Genomic DNA, 16,661 nt, shown 5'->3' with positions numbered 1-16,661 from the left:
CTGATGGAGCGCTGATGGTGGGGCTGATGGTGGGGCTGATGGTGGGGCTGATGGTGGGGCTGATGGTGGGGCTCTGTGTGGGAGCCGCTTCAGCGGCGATCCGGCGGCAGCCGGCAAGGCCCATCGCCGCTGAAGCGGCTCCCACACAAGGCATCGCCGATGAATCGGCTCCCACAAAGGGCGTCACATCGTAAAGCGGATGTTCTCGTCAGCCCGCAAGGTGCTGTGCGCTTCCAGGTACTTCTCACGACTCGGTGCGACGAAGCTCACCGTGACCGACTGGTAATTCCCAGCCGGGGTGAGCTTGGTCGACAGGGTCTCGTGCAGTACTTCCAGGCCGATGGCGTGGAGCAGCGCCGGGATGTGCTTGTCGAGGCCGGCCGCGGCATTGCCGATGGCCGTAATCTCGAACTCGCCCGGGAACTGGAAGCCCTTGCCGTCTTTCTGCGCATCGCTGAAGTCGATCTCACGCATGGTGCCGCCCTCTTACTTCTTGTCGCTGTCGCTGTGGAACCACAGCATGATCGTGTCCCAGAAGCGGGAGAAGAAGCCGCCTTCCGGTGCATCGTTCAGGGCCACCAACGGCGTGGTGAGCACCGGCTGGCCATCAAGCGTCACGCGCAGCGTACCGACCTGCTGGCCCTTCTTGAAGGGAGCGATCAGCGTGGCCGGGATGTCGAGATTGGCCTTGAGCTTGTCGTAATCGCCGCGCTTGACCGACACCAGTGCGTCTTCGGCAACGCCGAGCGGGATCGTGTTTTCAGCGCCCTTCCACAGCTTGGGCGTTGCCAGCGGCTTGTTGGCTTCGTACAGCTTGTGCGATTCGTAGAAACGGAAGCCGTAGTTGAGCAGCGCCAGCGCGGCGTCGGCGCGGCCCTTCTCGCTGCTGGCACCCATGATGATGGCGATCATGCGGGCATCGCCCTGCTTGGCCGAAGCGGCCAGGCAGTAGCCGGCAGCGGCGGTGTGACCGGTCTTGATGCCGTCGACGGTGTTGTCGCGCCACAGCAGCAGGTTACGGTTGTGCTGCTTGATGCCGTTCCACTCGAACTCTTTCACGGCCGAGATCGCGTAATCCTCGGGGAAGTCGTGGATGAGTGCGCGCGACAGGATCGCGATGTCATGAGCCGTCGTGTAGTGATTCGCTACCGGGTAACCCGAGGCGTTCTGGAACTGCGAATGCGTCATGCCGATCTGCTTGGCGTACGCGTTCATCAGGTTGGCGAACGCCGGCTCGGAGCCCGCGGTGTGCTCGGCCAGCGCGATGGCGGCGTCGTTACCGGACTGGATGATCATGCCGTAGAGCAGGTCTTTCAGCGGCACCTGGCTGTTGAGCTTGAGGAAGCTGGTCGAGCCGTCGGTGCTCGCACCGCCGCCGCGCCAGGCGTTCTCGCTGATCGTGACCGGATCGGAGTTGTGGATCTTGCCGTTGCCCAGCTCGGCCGAGACGACGTAGTCGGTCATGATCTTGGTGATCGAGGCCGGCTCCAGCTGCACGTCCGGATCCTTCGAGGCGATGATCTGCCCGGTGTTGTAATCCATCAGCACCCAGCTCTTGCCCTCGACGTCCGGCGGCGGCGGTACCGGCGCTTCGGGAACGACCGGGCGCGGAACGGGCGTGGGATGCGGCGGGGTCTGCTGCGCCACGGTGACGCCGGCGACGAGCGCAGCGGCGGCGAAAGCGAACAGGGAGCGTGGGAAGAGCTTCATCGTTTCAGCGATCCAGTCAAAGCAAGAAAAAAGGAGGTCAGTCTACCGCGACCGACGGGCGAGGCAGGCCCATGCCGGATATCTGGTCGGTCACGCGGTCAGCGGTGTCGACATCGGCCAGAGGGCCCACGCGCACGCGGCGCACGCTGCGGCCGCCCACGGCGGTCTCGATAACACTGACAGGGCCCAGACCCGCTTTGTTCAGCTGGTCGGCCACGCGATTGGCATTCGCCACGTCGGAAAAGGCGCCGACCTGGAGGTAAATCGTGGGTTTGCCCGGGACGGAAGCGACGGTCGGCCCCTGGGCAGGCGTTGCGAGGCGCGGCATCGCGCCGGACGAGGCGGCGGGACCCGGTACTGACTTCTGGCCCGGCATCGGCGGTAACGCCTCGGCGGCGGAAACACCGGTCATCCCGGGTACGGGGCCGTCGTCGCCCTCGCCGTCGGCTACGGCGCTCGCGGGCGGTGTTCCACTCGGCGTGGCGCGCAGCGGTACGGCACCGACAGGCGCAGATATGGCGGCGCTCGGCGCACGCGTACCGGAAGCGACGACCGGCGCGGTAGCGGCGGCCCCGACGAAGCGTGAGGACGACGGCGGCGACGAGGTCGCCATCTCCGGCGTCGGCGCCGTGCGCGCAGCCGGCGGCGCAGCGGCAAAGGCCGGGCGCGGCGGCGGCACCGGCGCGGTCACGGGCGCCGGCTTGGGTGCGGTGTTCACGTACGGCGCACCGCGATCGCTGTTCGCTTCACTGGGATCGATGGCGCGCACTTCGACCAGGCCCGTGCCTTTCGGCCAGACGCCGAGCTTCACGGCCGCCGCGAAGGACAGGTCGATGATGCGGTTCTCGTGGAAGGGACCGCGGTCGTTGATGCGGACGATGACGCTCTTGCCGTTCTCGAGATTGGTGACACGCGCATAGCTCGGCAGCGGCAGCGTCTTATGCGCGGCGGAAAACTGATACATGTCGTATTCCTCGAGGCTCGAGGTCTTGTAGCCGTGGAACTTGTTGCCGTAGAACGAGGCTATGCCGCGCTCGACGTACCCGCGCGGCGTGGGCAGTACGTTGTAGGTCTGGCCGAGAACGGAATACGGCGACTTGTTGCCGTAGAGCGCGCGCGGCTCCACCTTCGGGACCGGCTCCGGAAGCTTGCTGACATCCGGTATCTCGGTGGGCACGCTGTCCGAGCTGGAGCGATAGCGCGAGCCCTGCGATTTGCTGATGTCGTCGTGACCGCCCCGCGAGGAGGAGGACGACGAGCCACCGCTGCTGCGTGCCGACGGGCGGGTATTTTTCGAACCGCCGCAGGCGGCGAGGAGCATGGCTACGAGGCAGATGAAGGTGAGGCGTGTCGCCAGCATCCTTCGCCGCTGAAGCGGCTCCCACAGGGAGCCCACCGCAGCCTGCAGGCTGCCGGCTGTATGTGGGAGCCGGCTATGCCGGCGATCCCTGCGAAGCACGGAGATCACATCAGCGACATTCCCCCCGCCAGCGCCGCTCATCGCGCCGCAGACCCATGCGTCCGTTCCCGAATCGCCTGCGCCAGCTGATTCACCGCCATCGCATACATCGGACTACGGTTGTACGTGGTGATCACATAGAAATTCTGGAAGACGAACCAGTACTCCGGACCCGATGGCCCCTCCAGACGAACCAGCTGCGCGTCGCGCCCCGGATTCAAATGCTGCAACGGCGCGAAACCCTCGGCGACGAAGGTTTCGACCGGCGCCACGGGACGCCAGTCCTTCGGCAGGGCGGGATCGACCACGCGCGCATCCGGTTGGGCGCGCACGGCGAGCGGGCCGCCGGTTTCCCAGCCGTGCTGGGAGAAATAGTTGGCCACGCTGGCGAAGATGTCGCCCATCGAGCCCTTCATGTCGATCTTGCCGTCGCCGTCGTAATCCACGCCCCAGTCACGGATGGACGAGGGCATGAACTGGCCCCAGCCCTGCGCACCGGCATACGAGCCCGTGAGCGTGTCCAGCGGACCGGCGAGATGGTTCGGCGGCAGTTCCAGCAGGGTTTTCAGCTGCTCGCGGAAGAACGGCCCACGCTTGGGGTAATAAAACGCCAGCGTGGCCAGCGCATCGAGCACTTTGTACTTGCCGGTGTTCTTGCCGTAGAAGGTTTCCACGCCGACGATGGCCACGATGTATTCCGGCGGCACGCCGTACTTCTTGCCGATCGCATCGAGCAGGGCGCGATGCGTCTGGTAGAAGTCGGCGCCGGCCTGGATCCGCTGCTCGGTAAGGAAAATAGGCCGGTAATCGCGCCAGGGCTTGCCTTCCGCCGGGCGGTTCATCGCGTCGATGATGGACTGCTGCATCTTCGCGCCGTCGAGGATCGCGTTCAGCGATGCCTTGCTCTTACCCGTGTCTTTCGCGACTTCGCTCACCAGTTGCGCCTGGCCCGGATGGGTCTCGGCGAACACCGCGGGGGCGAACATCAGGGGGAAGAGGATCATCGCGCCAGCGAGGCGCGGGAATAAACGTGCGAGGCGTGCGCAGTGCGCGGCGAGAACTTCATCCATGCGCCGAAGCGTAGCACGCAGGAAAGGCGCGTCCGGGGCGCGCTTCGGGAAGCGTTCAGGCATCAATCGTGGAGCTTGCGATTGGCATGGATCGACATCAAGACCCCGAAGCCGACCAGCAGCGACACCGCGGACGTACCGCCGTAACTGATCAGCGGCATCGGCACGCCCACCACCGGCAGGATGCCCGCGACCATGCCGCCGTTCACCGCCACGTAAACGAAGAAACTCATGCCAATGGCACCGGCGAGCAGGCGCGAATAGGTGTCGCGCGCATTCATCGCGATCCACAGGCAACGGCCGATGATGAAGGCGTAGAGCAGCATGATGGTGATGACGCCGATCAGCCCGAATTCTTCCGAGAACACGGCGAAGATGAAGTCGGTGGTGTGCTCGGGCAGGAACTCCAGGCGTGACTGCGTGCCGTGCTGCCAGCCCTTGCCGAAGATGCCGCCCGAACCCACGGCGATCTTCGACTGGATGATGTGCCAGCCGTTGCCCAGGGGATCCGATTCGGGATCGAGCAGCGTGCGCACGCGATTGCGCTGGTACTCGTGGAGGAACTGCCAGGCCACGGGAATGGCCGCGCCCGCGCCACCGACGAGCAGGCCGATGCGCCACCAGGCCATGCCGGACAGGAACAGCGCGAAGGCGCCGGCCGCCGCCACCAGCAAGGCGGTGCCCAGGTCAGGCTGCTCGGCGATCAGCGCCGCCGGCACGGCGATCATCAGGCCGACCACGATGATGTCCTTCCAGCCTGGCGGCAGCTGCCGCGGATGCAGGTACCACGCCACCATCATCGGCATGGTGAGCTTGAGCAGCTCGGACGGCTGGAAGCGCATGAAGCCGAGATCCAGCCAGCGATACGCGCCGCGCCCTTCACCCAGCGCCGCCACCACCACCAGCAGCGCCGTACTGCCCATGTAGAGCCAGGGCGTCCACGAGCGCAGCACGGGCGGCGGAATACGCGAGATCACCACCAGCAACACCGCGCCGAGCACGAAGCGCGCCGCCTGACCGCCGACCAGCGAGAGGTTGGCGTTGCCGGCGCTGTAAAGCGTGGCGAGGCCGGCGCAGGCGAGCAGGAACAAAGCCAGCAGTAGCGGCAGATCGAGACGCGGCCGCGTGAGCAGGCGCAGGCCGAAGCGTTTGAGACGAACGGAGAGGTTGGCGAACATGCTTATTGATCCTCGCCATTGTCGTCGGGTGGCAGTTCCGCGCTGGACGGTGCGGCAGGCTGTGCACCCTGTACAGAGCCAGCGCTGGCCGGTGCGTCTTCGACAGGCGCGGCCTCGGCCGGCGCATCGGAGAGCGTAATGGGACCCGGCGGCAGCGCGGTCGGGCGCGCGCCGCCCGAGTCGACAACCCACTGGTCAAGAATCTTGCGGGCAATAGGGCCGGAATCCGCCGCACCCCACGCACCCGCCTCGAGCACCACGGCCACGGCGATCTTCGGATCCTCCGCGGGCGTGTAAGCGATGAACAATGCACGGTGGCGGTTCGCCAGGTATGCAGTGTTCTTGTTGTTGTCATAGGCGTCGGATTTGCGCGAGAAGCGCTCGGCCGTGCCGCTCTTGCCGGCGATGACGAAGGGGAAACCGATGCCGAGCTTCTTGCCGGTACCTGCGCCCGAGTTGATCACCGCGATCATGCCCTCGTTCACGGTGTCCCAATCCTGCGGTTTGCGGATCACCGAAGGACCCGTCGGCGGGAACGACTGCGGCACGCGCGCGGCATCCACGCCGTCCTGCGTATCCATCAGCAAATGCGGCGCATAAGGCACGCCGTGGCCAGCAAACGTCGCGACGGCGTGGGCCAGCTGAATCGGTGTCACCGCCCAATAGCCCTGGCCGATACCGGAAATGATCGTTTCGCCCGGATACCAGCCCGCCTTGCTGTGCTTCGCCTTCCATTCGCGTGAGGGCAGCACGCCTTCGACTTCACCGGTGAGGTCGATGCCGGTCTTGCTTCCGAAACCCAGGCTGCCCATCCACTGCGCAAGGCGGTCGATGCCCATGTCGAGCGCGAGCCGGTAAAAATACGTGTTGGTGGACAATTCGATCGCGCGAACCATATTCACCGTGCCGTTGCCGCCGCGAACATCGTCACGATAGCAACGCGATTGCCCGGGAATGCAGAACTCACCCGTGGAGAGCACCGTATCCGACGGCCGGCGAATGCCCATGGTGAGGCCGCCGAGCGCCAGGAACGGCTTCACCGTGGAACCGGGCGGATACACGCCGCGTAGAGCACGGTTGTAGAGCGGCTTGTCAGGTGCCGTCATCAGGTTCTTGTAATCGACCGAACTGATGCCGTTGACGAAGAGATTGGGGTCGAAGTCGGGGACGCTGGCGAAGGCCAGGACCTGTCCGTTACGCGGATCGATGGCGATGGCGGCACCGGAACGACCCGCCATCGCGTCGAGCGCTGCCTTCTGCAGGCGCACGTCGATGCTGAGGTAGATGTTCTTGCCCGGTGTCGGCGGCGTGGTGTCGAGTACGGCTTGGGTGCGGCCGTCCGCGTTCACCTCGACCAGCTCGTAGCCTGGCTCACCGTGCAGCAGCTTTTCGTAGGACCTCTCGATACCGATGCGGCCGATGTGCGTGGTGCCCTTGTAGCTGGCCTCCTCGTCGTCGTCCATGTTGTTCAGGTCGTCCACGTCGATGCGGCTCACGTAGCCGATGACATGCGCCAGAGAGGGTCCCAGCGGGTAGCGCCGGGTGAGATACGGCACGACGTCGACGCCAGGGAATCGCCAGCGATTCACGGCGAAGCGACCGATCTCGTCCTCGGTGAGCTTGAGCTTGAGCGGAATGCCTTCGAAGCGCCGGCCCAGCTTCACCTGCTTCTTGAACGTGACGATGTCGTCGTCGCTGATCGGCACCACCGCGCTGAGCTTCTGCAGCATGTCGTCCATGTTGGCGACCTGCTCGGGCGTCACTTCGAGGCGGAAAGCGGGCACGTTGTCGGCGAGCAACACGCCGTTGCGATCGTAGATGAGACCGCGCGCGGGCGGGATCGAACGCGGCTTCACGCGGTTCTGCTCCGAACGCGTCACGAACTCGTCGTGATGGAATACCTGCAGGTAGACATAGCGGCTGCACACGGCGATGAGGCCGAGCAGGAGCAGGAAGAATCCCGCCAGGGCGCGCCGTCGGAACAGCGCTACCTCGCCGCGGACCTCCTTGATCGAGGCGCGACGCCGGCTCATGTGTCGTGGATGCGCAGACGCGCGCGCAGGTCGTCGAGGATCAGGAAGACGAACGGCCACAGCACTGCGCCCACCAGCGGCGAGATCCAGTATTCCGGCGGCGGTAGCGGATCGCCGGCAAACACCCGGATGAGCAGCAGGAGCACGCGGTCGTTCAGCAGCAGGCCGAGCACGGCCAACGACTGCTGCCACATCGGGAAGAAGCGCAAACGCGAGCGGAAGCGCAGCGCGATGAAGACCATGGCCGTAAGGCGCAGCGCCTGTTCACCGAGCAGCACGCCGTCGAACAGATCGGCGCCCACGCCCAGGCAGAACGCCAGGCCGAGCGTGACGCGATCGCCCGACTGCAGGCACCAGTACAGCAGGATCAGCGCCGGCCAGTACGGCTTGAACGGCGTGAGCGGTCCCGGTAGCGGAATCAGCATCAGGAACAGCGACAGCAACAGCGTTGCGGCGAACCACAGCTGGCGGACACGAAGCTTGTTCATGGCGTCGTCCCCGCTGGCGATGTTTCCGTCGACGAGGCCGCGCGGGCGGGCACCGGCGTCGTGGTCGGCGAGGTCACCTTCGGCAGGGTCGGGGTCACCGGTGCGGTCGGCGGCGCGTTCGGATCCGGCGCCATGCCGGCCGGCGGCCCTGCATTGGGTGCGAGGGGTGGCGGACCGTCCTGTTCGGCGAGATCGTGGAGCAGGAGCACATCCTCACTGCGATCGAGGTCGGCGGCGGGCCGGGCCTGCGCAGACAGGAAGGTGCCCGAGGCCGTCTGCGCCACGTCGCGGATCTCGCCGACCGGGAAGCCCGGCGGGAAGCGCCCGCCCAGGCCCGAGGTGACCAGCTTGTCGCCGGACTGCACGTCGGCGGAGACGGGAATATTGGGTAGCACCAGCATGTCGCCGCCGCGCGACCCATAGGCCACGGTGCGCAGGCCGGTGCGCTCGATCGTCACGGGAATGGCGTGGTTCGGGTCGGTGATCAGCATAGCCACGGACGTGGTCGGCATCACTTCGACGATCTGGCCCATCACGCCGCGTGCGTCGATCACCACCTGGCCGGCCTGCACCTTGTCGCGCGCGCCGACGTTGAGCACGATCCGGTGACGGAAGGTGCCCAGGTCCACGCCGATGAGGCGCGCGAGCTGCACGTTGAGCGAGAGGCTGTGCTGGGTGTCCAGCAGTTCCTTGAGACGCTGGTTCTGCTCGGCCACGGACGCCATGCGATTGAGCTTGGCGTTGGCCAGCAGGAGATCTTCCCGCAGGCGCTGGTTCGTTTCGGTAAGGCGCTGGCGATCGGCGAACGCCACCGTCGCCGCCTGGAAACCCTGCGACGGCAGGCCGGCGATCCGGTAGATCGGTTCGACCACGATGGACAGCCCGTAACGAACGTTACCGAGCCAACCGCCGCGGTGATCGAGCACCATGAGCACACAGGCGAGCGCGAGATAGACGATCAGGCGCAGGGTCCCCGCCACACCGGGCGCGAACAGCGGCGACTGATCGTCGCGATTGAGGGCCATGGCTCAGCGCGTTCCGGCCAGCGCGCCGTCGCGCGCGGCCATCATTCGAACGCGAAGAAGTCGCTGCCGTGCTGGTCGATCATCTCCAGCGCCTTGCCGCCACCACGGGCGACGCAGGTGAGCGGGTCATCGGCCACCTGCACGTGCAGGCCGGTTTCCTCGGAGATGAGACGATCCAGATCGCGCAGCAACGCGCCGCCACCGGTAAGTACGATGCCGCGCTCGGCCACGTCGGAGCAGAGCTCCGGCGGGGTCTGCTCCAGCGCAGCCTTGACCGCTGCCACGATGCCCGACAGCGGCTCGTGGAGGGCTTCCAGGACTTCGTTGGAGTTGATCGTGAACATGCGCGGCACGCCCTCGGCGAGGTTACGGCCGGAGATTTCCATCTCACGGACTTCGCTCTGCGGGAAGGCGCAGCCGACCTCGAGCTTGATCCGCTCGGCGGTGGATTCGCCGATCAGCGTGCCGTGGTTGCGGCGCACGTAGTTGATGATGGCTTCGTCGAAGCGATCGCCACCGACGCGGACCGACTGCGAGTACACGATGCCGTTCAGCGAGATGACCGCGACTTCGGAGGTACCACCGCCGATATCCAGGACCATCGAGCCGCGGGCCTCATGCACCGGAATACCGGCGCCGATGGCCGCTGCCATGGGCTCCTCGATCAGGAAGACGTCGCGGGCACCTGCGCCCTCGGCCGATTCCTTGATCGCGCGGCGCTCCACCTGGGTGGAGCCGCAAGGCACGCAGACCAGCACGCGCGGGCTCGGACGGAGCATGCGCGAACGGTGCACCTGCTTGATGAAGTGCTGCAGCATCGCTTCGGTCATCGTGAAGTCGGCGATGACGCCGTCCTTCATCGGGCGGACCGTGGCGATATTGCCGGGGGTGCGACCAAGCATGCGTTTTGCGTCACCACCGACGGCGGCAACGGTACGCGGGCCGCCCGGTCCACGATCCTGGCGGATCGCGACGACCGACGGTTCATTGAGGACGATTCCCTGGCCGCGCACGTAAATGAGCGTGTTGGCCGTACCGAGATCGATGGAAATGTCGTTCGAAAAGAGACCGCGGAACTTCTTAAACATGATGCGGCGGACGCCAGTAGCAAGAAAAAGTAAGCGTGCGAGTCTAGATTGGCCTACTCCCCCACGCAAGGGCAGAGAAGTTAAGAAAGCCTTGTAAGTCCGGATGATGCGAGAGGATTCTCGCCCGACCCCGTAAATCTGTACGACTTTGGGAGTCGCCTCGGCGCCCGATTTTGGGTACGATCCGTCGGTTTGCCGAACCCGTCGCGTTCGGCCCTCGCTGCGGCCGGGTCACGGCCGCGCCATTTATTCTTTTCAGGGTCACCTAACGCATGACTGCCGTTATCTGCGGATCGCTCGCCTACGACACCATCATGGTGTTCCAGGACCAGTTCAAGAACCACATCATTCCGGACCAGGTCCATATCCTGAATGTGTCGTTCCTGGTGCCGGCCATGCGTCGCGAGTTCGGCGGCTGCGCCGGCAACATCGCGTACAACCTCAAGCTGCTCGGCGGCGCACCGATGCCGGTGGCCACGGTGGGCCAGGACTTCGCGCCGTATCGCGCGCACCTGGAGAAGTTCGGCATCCGCCTCGACGGCGTGCGCCAGTTCGACGACCAGTTCACGCCGCAGTGCTTCATCACCACGGACCTGGACAACAACCAGATCACGGCCTTCCATCCCGGTGCCATGTCCAGCGCTCACGAGAACCACGTGCGCGACATCCCGGACTACTCGTTCGGCATCGTCGCACCGGACGGTCGCGAAGCGATGCTGCAGCACGTGAACGAGTTCGCCGCGCGCGGCGTTCCCTTCATTTTCGATCCGGGCCAGGCGATGCCGCTGTTCAACGGCGACGAGTTCCGCGCGATGATCGAGAAGTCCACGTACGTCATCGTCAACGACTACGAATCGCAGCTGCTCCAGCAGCGCACGGGCTGGAGCGCGGACGACATCGCGTCGAAGGTCACCGCGTACATCATCACGCAGGGCCCGCGCGGTTCGCTCATCCATGTCGGTGGCGAGATCATCACGGTGCCGCCGGCACGCGAGCGCAAGGTTGTCGACCCGACCGGTTGCGGCGATGCTTATCGCGCCGGCCTCATCTTCGGCATCATGAAGAACTACGACTGGAAGACCATCGGCAACATGGCCTCGCTCATGGGCGCGCTGAAGGTCGAACACCCCGGCACGCAGAACCAGTACTTCACGTACGACCAGTTCGCCGCGGAGTTCAACGAACAGTTCGGCTACGCGCTACCCTGAAGTACCTTAAAAAAAGGGGCGGCGCATCACTGCGCCGCCCCTTTTTTTTGCGTCAGCCCCGCTCTATGTAGGAGCCGATTCATCGGCGATAACCAGATGGCGACAACCTGGCCCGCTGCCGCGGGATCGCCGATGAATCGGCTCCTACAACGTAAGCAGGCCTTGCCAGCTTACTTACGCGGCTTGAAACCCATCGTCGCATTGACAGCCTGCTGCCAGCCTTCATACAACTCGTCGCGCGTTTCCTTCGTCATCGACGGCTTGAACTCGCGATCCACCGCCCAGCGCTTGGTGATATCCGTCTGGTCCTTCCAGAAACCGACTGCCAGACCGGCAAGATACGCCGCGCCCTGCGCGGTGGTTTCCTGCACCTTCGGACGCAACAGAGGAACCCCGAGCATGTCCGCCTGGAACTGCGCCATAAAGTCATTGGCGATCGCGCCGCCATCGGCACGCAATTCCTTCAACTTGATGCCGGAGTCGATTTCCATAGCCTCGAGCACGTCGCGTGTCTGGTAAGCCATCGACTCGAGCGCGGCGCGGATGAACTGTTCCTTCGTCGTGCCGCGTGAGAGACCGAAGACGGCGCCACGCACATCGCTTCGCCAGTAAGGCGCACCGAGACCAACGAAGGCAGGCACGAAGTAAACACCGTCGTTGTCCTTCGCGCGCTCCGCGTACGACTGCGAATCCGACGCCTTGCCGAGCATGCGAAGGCCATCACGCAGCCACTGGATCACGGAACCGGCGACGAAGATGCTGCCCTCCAGCGCGTATTCCACCTTGCCGTTGAGGCCCCACGCGATGGTGGTAAGCAGGCCGTTCTTCGAACGCACGGCCTTCTCGCCGGTGTTCATCAGCATGAAGCAGCCGGTACCGTAGGTGTTCTTGGCCAGGCCGGGTTCGAAACACGCCTGCCCGAACAACGCGGCCTGCTGGTCGCCCGCAATGCCGGCGATCGGCACTTCACGGCCGAAGAAATGCTTCGCCAGGGTGTTGCCATAGACCTCGCTGGACGACTTCACTTCCGGCAGCATGGCGCGCGGCACGTTGAGCATCTTCAGCAGCTCGTCGTCCCACTCGCGCTTGAAGATGTCGTACATCAGCGTGCGCGAGGCGTTGGTGTAATCGGTAACGTGCACCTTGCCGCCGGTGAGGTTCCAGATAACCCAGGTGTCGATCGTACCGAACAGCAGTTCGCCCTTCTCCGCGCGCTCCTGTGCACCTTCGACATGGTCGAGGATCCAGCGCACCTTGGTGCCGGCGAAGTAGGCATCGATGAGCAGACCGGTCTTCTCGCGCACCATCGGGTCGAAGCCGTCTTCCTTGAGCTTGTCGCAGATGTCCATCGTCTGACGCGACTGCCACACGATCGCGTTGTAGATCGGCTGGCCGGTGGCCTTGTCCCACACCACGGCGGTCTCGCGCTGGTTGGTGATACCGATGCCTTCGATAGCGCTGGCGTCGATGCCCGAGCTGCTGATGACCTCGGTCATCGTCGACAGCACGCTGGTCATGATCTCGCGTGGGTTGTGTTCGACCCAGCCCGGCTGCGGGAAGATCTGCGGGAACTCGCGCTGCGCGGTGCCGGCGATGTTGCCGTCATGGTCGAAGAGCATCGTGCGCGAGCTGGTGGTTCCCTGGTCGATCGCCAGGATGTAGCGCTTGTCCTTGGACTTGTCCATTGCTGGCCTCACCGAGTCGTTTGGTTGGAAGAGTTGCGACCGGCGGCCTGGCGCGCTTCTTCAAGCGCACGCTGACGTGCCGGCAGGAAGGGATGCACGAGCAGCTGGTACGCGCCGCCACCGACCACACCACCGATCAGCGGGCCGACGATCGGCACCCACCAGTAGTTGTCCGGCGAAGGCAGCGCCGAGGAACCCCAGCCCGCGAAGAACGCGAACAGGCGGGGACCGAAGTCGCGCGCCGGGTTGATCGCCCATGCTTCGAGGTAACCCATCGACGCACCGATGGTCGCGACCAGCAGGCCGATGATCAGCGCGCCGCTGTTGGCACCCGGTGCCGTCTCGTTGTACTGCTCGGTGATCGCGAAGATGCCGAACAGCAGGAACGCCGTCAGGATGACCTGATCCAGAAGCGCGTGCATCGGCGTGATGGCCAGACCCGGATGGGTGAAGAACACGCCTGCCGCGCCTCCGGCCTCACGAGTGAGGTTGTGCGTTGCATTGAAGTGGTCGATGACCGGTCCGAACAACACATAGACGATCGCGGCGCCGAGGAATGCACCGATGACCTGGGCGATCCAGTACGGGACGACCTTCTTCCATGAAAAGTCGCGGAAGATCGCGAGTGCCAGCGTGACGGCTGGGTTCGCATGCGTACCGGAGACCGACGCCGTCGCGTAGATCGCGATGGTGACCGCCAGACCCCAGGCGATACAGACGCCCCAGTAAGCGTTGAGGTAGGGACTAGGGTCGTAGAGCACGTACATGCACGCTACGGAATCGCCGAACGCAATGATGATGAACATTGCGAGGGCTTCGGAAATCAGCTCGCCTATCTGTTGTCGCATGATCCGTCTCTCCATCGGGTTTCATGACTGGGAAAGCGCCAGGGCGCTACGGGTTGGTGGCAGGCCCCTGGGGGACGCGCCGGTTCAGGTACTCGGTAAGGCGACGCACGTCGTCGGGGCCGACGCGCAGGCCGATCTTGCTTCGGCGCCACAGGATGTCTTCAGCTTCGGTCGCCCATTCGTGGCGGATCAGGTAGTCCACCTCCACCTGGTACAGATCCGAGCCGAAGTGCTCGCCGAGCGCGGCGAGGCCGTCCGCTTCACCCAGCAGGTCGCGGGCGCGCGTGCCGTACATATGCGTGAGCCGCCAGGCAAAGGTTTCCGGCAGCCAGGGGCGCGACGAGCGGATGTCGTCGGTGAGCGCATCGATATCCCGTTCGCCACCACCCGGAAGCGGACGCGCATCGGCTGTCCATGCGGGTTTGTCGTTACCCAGCAGCGGGGCGAGTTTATCGACAGCCTCTTCGGACAACTTGCGGAACGTCGTGAGCTTGCCGCCGAAGACGTTCAGCAGCGGCGCACCGTCCTGGTCGATGTCGAGCAGGTAGTCACGTGTGACTTCGGACGCGCTACCGGATTCGTCCTGCAGCAGCGGCCGGACGCCGCTATAGCTCCAGACAACGTCGGCGGGCGTGAGCTGCTTCTTGAAGTAGCGGTTCACGGCCTCGCACAGGTACTGCGTTTCCTCCGCTTCGATCACCGGGTGCGACGGATCCGACTTGTATTCGATATCGGTCGTGCCGATCAGCGTGAAGTCGCGCTCGTACGGAATGGCGAAGACGATGCGACGATCCGGCTGCTGGAAGATGTACGCGTAGCGGTGATCGAAGATCTTCGGGACGACGATATGGCTGCCCTTGATCAGGCGTAGCGTATGCGAATGCTTCAGGTGGACGACGTCGTCGAGAAAGCTCGCCGCCCAGGGACCGGCGGCATTGACCAGCGCGCGCGCCTTGACGAAGTGGCGGCTGCCGTCGCGCGATTCGAGCTCGGCCGTCCAGCCATCCGCATCGCGACGTGCACTGATGCATTTGGTATGGGTCTCGACCTTCGCGCCACGATGCACGGCGTCCATCGCATTGAGGACGACCAGGCGTGCATCCTGCACCCAGGCATCGGAGTAAACGAAGCCCTGGTGGAACTCACTGCGCAGCGGCTCACCGGTGACGTGTTTGGCAAAGCGCACACGCCGCGAACCCGGCAGGGTACGGCGGCCACGACCCAGGTGGTCATAGAGGAACAACCCGATGCGAATCATCCATGCCGGACGCAGATGCGGTTGGTGCGGGAGGATGAAGCGCAGCGGCCAGATGATGTGCGGCGCGGCCCTGAGCAGTACCTCGCGCTCGGCAAGCGCCTTGCCGACGAGGGCGAACTCGAATTGCTCGAGGTAACGCAGCCCGCCGTGGATCAACTTGGTCGCCGCGCTGGATGTGTGCGATGCCAGGTCGTCCCTTTCGCACAGCCACACCGATAGCCCGCGCCCTACCGCATCACGTGCGATACCGACGCCGTTGACGCCACCACCGACCACCAGAACATCGACCTGCTCGACCATCGCGCACTCCGCTTGGCTGGAGGCACCACTTCACTGAGAGGGGAATAGCCATGTTCGGCTGCGCTCGTTTTTCCTTGCGGAGGCGCCCGAGGGGCGCATAAACGAACATTTCACACGGTCAGCAAGCGGCGCCTGCGTTAAAAGTGAGCATATTCGAACATAAACGAACATGGCACGCTGCAGTGCAGCGCAGGGTTTGTTTGAAACAAGGCCCTCAGTCGTGGGTAGATGCCTGATAGATCGACACTTTCTGCCCTCGGCGTGGTTTCAGTCCACGGCTGCCCAGGCAGCCTCCCCTAAAAGAAACCGCAATTCGTGCTGCTGTAGGAGCCGATTCATCGGCGAAAACACATCACCTCAGTCCCCCGCGACATGCAACTGCGTCCCCGCAGCCTCCAGCACGGGCATCAACGGCTCAGGCGGCGCCTTGTCGGTAAACCAGGCATCCACCCGCGAGAAATCACCCAGCCGAACCATCGCGTTGCGTCCGATCTTGGTGTGATCGGCGCCCAGGTACACCTGCCGCGAGTGCTCGATGATCGCCTGCGCAACGCGTACTTCGTGGAAATCGAAATCCAGCAGGGTCCCGTCCAGCTCGATACCGGAGATTCCGATGATCCCGTAGTCGACCTTGAACTGACGAATGAGCTCGATCGTCGCCTCGCCGGTCACACCACGGTCGCGACCGCGCACGACGCCGCCGGCGACAATCACCTCGAAGGTCGGGTTGTCGCTGAGCAGGAGCGCGATGTTGAGGTTATTGGTAATCACACGCAGGTCGCGGTGATCGAGCAGCGCGCGGCCGACGCCCTCGTTGGTGGTGCCCAGGTTGATGAAGAGCGAGGAGCCATCCGGGATCTGCTTTGCGATCGACGCCGCGATACGGTTCTTCTCTGCGGCCTGGAGCGTCTGACGCGCCGCGTAGGCGACGTTCTCCACGCTCGAGGAAGGACTCACACCGCCGTGGTATCGACGAATCAGGCCGCTGTCGGAGAGCAGGTTCAGGTCACGGCGAATGGTCTGCGGTGCAACGTCGAAATGACTGGCCAGTTCATCGACACCAACGAAACCCTCGCGCTGCACGATCGCGATGAGCTCTTCCTGACGTCGGTTCAATCGTGGATCCATCGTTTTCCCGTTACTGCACAACACGCGAGCATGATGCCGGGTCGCGACAAGCGTGTCATGCGGCGGTTGCGATGCAGGGCCGGACGTACCCCCGCAGGAGCCGATTCATCGGCGATCCCGCGGCAGCGGGCTGGGCCGCCGCAATCTGGTTATCGCCGCTGAAGCGGCTCCCACAGGGGCCGA

14 protein-coding genes and 1 pseudogene are annotated in these 16,661 nt (G+C 64.6%); 1 reads left to right on the top strand and 14 read right to left on the bottom strand.

The window, feature by feature from the left end; genetic code table 11:
- Window positions 1–183: 183 nt before the first annotated feature.
- From HB634_RS16870 to HB634_RS16825, 10 genes and pseudogenes are all read right to left on the bottom strand, one after another.
- A complete protein-coding gene (locus tag HB634_RS16870) occupies window positions 184–474 on the bottom strand; it encodes a DUF493 family protein (RefSeq protein WP_063574054.1) in 291 nt (96 codons plus the stop codon).
- 12 nt (window positions 475–486) lie between these two features.
- On the bottom strand, window positions 487–1,710 hold the full coding sequence (locus HB634_RS16865) for a D-alanyl-D-alanine carboxypeptidase family protein (RefSeq protein ID WP_213949423.1): 1,224 nt from the start codon (window positions 1,708–1,710) through the stop codon (window positions 487–489).
- Between the two features lie 37 nt (window positions 1,711–1,747).
- Window positions 1,748–2,038, bottom strand: a complete 291-nt coding sequence (locus HB634_RS22930) for an SPOR domain-containing protein (RefSeq protein WP_255548678.1) — start codon at window positions 2,036–2,038, stop codon at window positions 1,748–1,750.
- A 420-nt stretch (window positions 2,039–2,458) separates the two neighbouring features.
- Window positions 2,459–3,070 (bottom strand): annotated as a pseudogene (locus HB634_RS16855) (septal ring lytic transglycosylase RlpA family protein); the annotation flags it as partial.
- A gap of 137 nt (window positions 3,071–3,207) precedes the next feature.
- Window positions 3,208–4,155 carry a lytic murein transglycosylase B gene (mltB, locus tag HB634_RS16850; protein ID WP_213949641.1) on the bottom strand — a complete coding sequence of 316 codons (948 nt, stop codon included), beginning with the start codon at window positions 4,153–4,155 and terminating at the stop codon, window positions 3,208–3,210.
- A gap of 146 nt (window positions 4,156–4,301) precedes the next feature.
- Window positions 4,302–5,417 carry a rod shape-determining protein RodA gene (gene rodA / locus HB634_RS16845; protein ID WP_213949422.1) on the bottom strand — a complete coding sequence of 372 codons (1,116 nt, stop codon included), beginning with the start codon at window positions 5,415–5,417 and terminating at the stop codon, window positions 4,302–4,304.
- A gap of 2 nt (window positions 5,418–5,419) precedes the next feature.
- Entirely contained in the window at window positions 5,420–7,450 is a 2,031-nt protein-coding gene (mrdA, locus tag HB634_RS16840; RefSeq protein ID WP_213949421.1) for a penicillin-binding protein 2, read from the bottom strand.
- Window positions 7,447–7,938 carry a rod shape-determining protein MreD gene (mreD, locus tag HB634_RS16835; protein WP_063572784.1) on the bottom strand — a complete coding sequence of 164 codons (492 nt, stop codon included), beginning with the start codon at window positions 7,936–7,938 and terminating at the stop codon, window positions 7,447–7,449. The genes mrdA and mreD overlap by 4 nt, the downstream gene beginning before the upstream one ends.
- The gene (mreC, locus tag HB634_RS16830) at window positions 7,935–8,963 is read right to left on the bottom strand and encodes a rod shape-determining protein MreC (RefSeq protein WP_213949420.1); all 1,029 of its coding nucleotides are present in this window, start codon (window positions 8,961–8,963) and stop codon (window positions 7,935–7,937) included. The genes mreD and mreC overlap by 4 nt, the downstream gene beginning before the upstream one ends.
- Window positions 8,964–9,004: 41 nt before the next feature.
- Window positions 9,005–10,051, bottom strand: coding sequence for a rod shape-determining protein (locus tag HB634_RS16825; protein WP_036139600.1), 1,047 nt, complete (start codon window positions 10,049–10,051; stop codon window positions 9,005–9,007).
- Between the two features lie 272 nt (window positions 10,052–10,323).
- Between HB634_RS16825 and HB634_RS16820 the strand changes: the two genes are divergently transcribed.
- The gene (locus HB634_RS16820; RefSeq protein WP_063572170.1) at window positions 10,324–11,259 is read left to right on the top strand and encodes a carbohydrate kinase family protein; all 936 of its coding nucleotides are present in this window, start codon (window positions 10,324–10,326) and stop codon (window positions 11,257–11,259) included.
- A gap of 170 nt (window positions 11,260–11,429) precedes the next feature.
- Here HB634_RS16820 and glpK read toward each other — a convergent pair whose 3' ends face one another.
- The 4 genes from glpK to HB634_RS16800 all read right to left on the bottom strand — a co-directional run bounded on the left by glpK (window position 11,430) and on the right by HB634_RS16800 (window position 16,478).
- Window positions 11,430–12,944, bottom strand: coding sequence for a glycerol kinase GlpK (gene glpK / locus HB634_RS16815; protein ID WP_213949419.1), 1,515 nt, complete (start codon window positions 12,942–12,944; stop codon window positions 11,430–11,432).
- Between the two features lie 8 nt (window positions 12,945–12,952).
- Window positions 12,953–13,795, bottom strand: coding sequence for an MIP/aquaporin family protein (locus HB634_RS16810; RefSeq protein ID WP_063572172.1), 843 nt, complete (start codon window positions 13,793–13,795; stop codon window positions 12,953–12,955).
- A 43-nt stretch (window positions 13,796–13,838) separates the two neighbouring features.
- Window positions 13,839–15,350 (bottom strand): glycerol-3-phosphate dehydrogenase, encoded by a 1,512-nt coding sequence (gene glpD, locus HB634_RS16805; protein WP_063572168.1) that lies wholly within the window; start codon window positions 15,348–15,350, stop codon window positions 13,839–13,841.
- Between the two features lie 357 nt (window positions 15,351–15,707).
- Complete coding sequence (locus tag HB634_RS16800; RefSeq protein WP_063572167.1) at window positions 15,708–16,478, bottom strand: DeoR family transcriptional regulator; 771 nt, start codon at window positions 16,476–16,478, stop codon at window positions 15,708–15,710.
- Window positions 16,479–16,661 lie beyond the last annotated feature (183 nt).

Origin of the sequence: Luteibacter sp. dw_328, assembly GCF_018449605.1 — a bacterium.
Lineage (GTDB): Bacteria > Pseudomonadota > Gammaproteobacteria > Xanthomonadales > Rhodanobacteraceae > Luteibacter.
Note: the sequence above shows the minus strand (reverse complement) of the source record. Positions and strands in the feature narration are given on the sequence as shown.

Coding starts and splice junctions, on each gene's coding strand:
- HB634_RS16870 (WP_063574054.1), bottom strand. CDS start 474: ATGCGTGAGATCGACTTCAGCGATGCGCAGAAAGACGGCAAGGGCTTC.
- HB634_RS16865 (WP_213949423.1), bottom strand. CDS start 1,710: ATGAAGCTCTTCCCACGCTCCCTGTTCGCTTTCGCCGCCGCTGCGCTC.
- HB634_RS22930 (WP_255548678.1), bottom strand. CDS start 2,038: ATGCCGCGCCTCGCAACGCCTGCCCAGGGGCCGACCGTCGCTTCCGTC.
- mltB (WP_213949641.1), bottom strand. CDS start 4,155: ATGTTCGCCCCCGCGGTGTTCGCCGAGACCCATCCGGGCCAGGCGCAA.
- rodA (WP_213949422.1), bottom strand. CDS start 5,417: ATGTTCGCCAACCTCTCCGTTCGTCTCAAACGCTTCGGCCTGCGCCTG.
- mrdA (WP_213949421.1), bottom strand. CDS start 7,450: ATGAGCCGGCGTCGCGCCTCGATCAAGGAGGTCCGCGGCGAGGTAGCG.
- mreD (WP_063572784.1), bottom strand. CDS start 7,938: ATGAACAAGCTTCGTGTCCGCCAGCTGTGGTTCGCCGCAACGCTGTTG.
- mreC (WP_213949420.1), bottom strand. CDS start 8,963: ATGGCCCTCAATCGCGACGATCAGTCGCCGCTGTTCGCGCCCGGTGTG.
- HB634_RS16825 (WP_036139600.1), bottom strand. CDS start 10,051: ATGTTTAAGAAGTTCCGCGGTCTCTTTTCGAACGACATTTCCATCGAT.
- HB634_RS16820 (WP_063572170.1), top strand. CDS start 10,324: ATGACTGCCGTTATCTGCGGATCGCTCGCCTACGACACCATCATGGTG.
- glpK (WP_213949419.1), bottom strand. CDS start 12,944: ATGGACAAGTCCAAGGACAAGCGCTACATCCTGGCGATCGACCAGGGA.
- glpD (WP_063572168.1), bottom strand. CDS start 15,350: ATGGTCGAGCAGGTCGATGTTCTGGTGGTCGGTGGTGGCGTCAACGGC.
- HB634_RS16800 (WP_063572167.1), bottom strand. CDS start 16,478: ATGGATCCACGATTGAACCGACGTCAGGAAGAGCTCATCGCGATCGTG.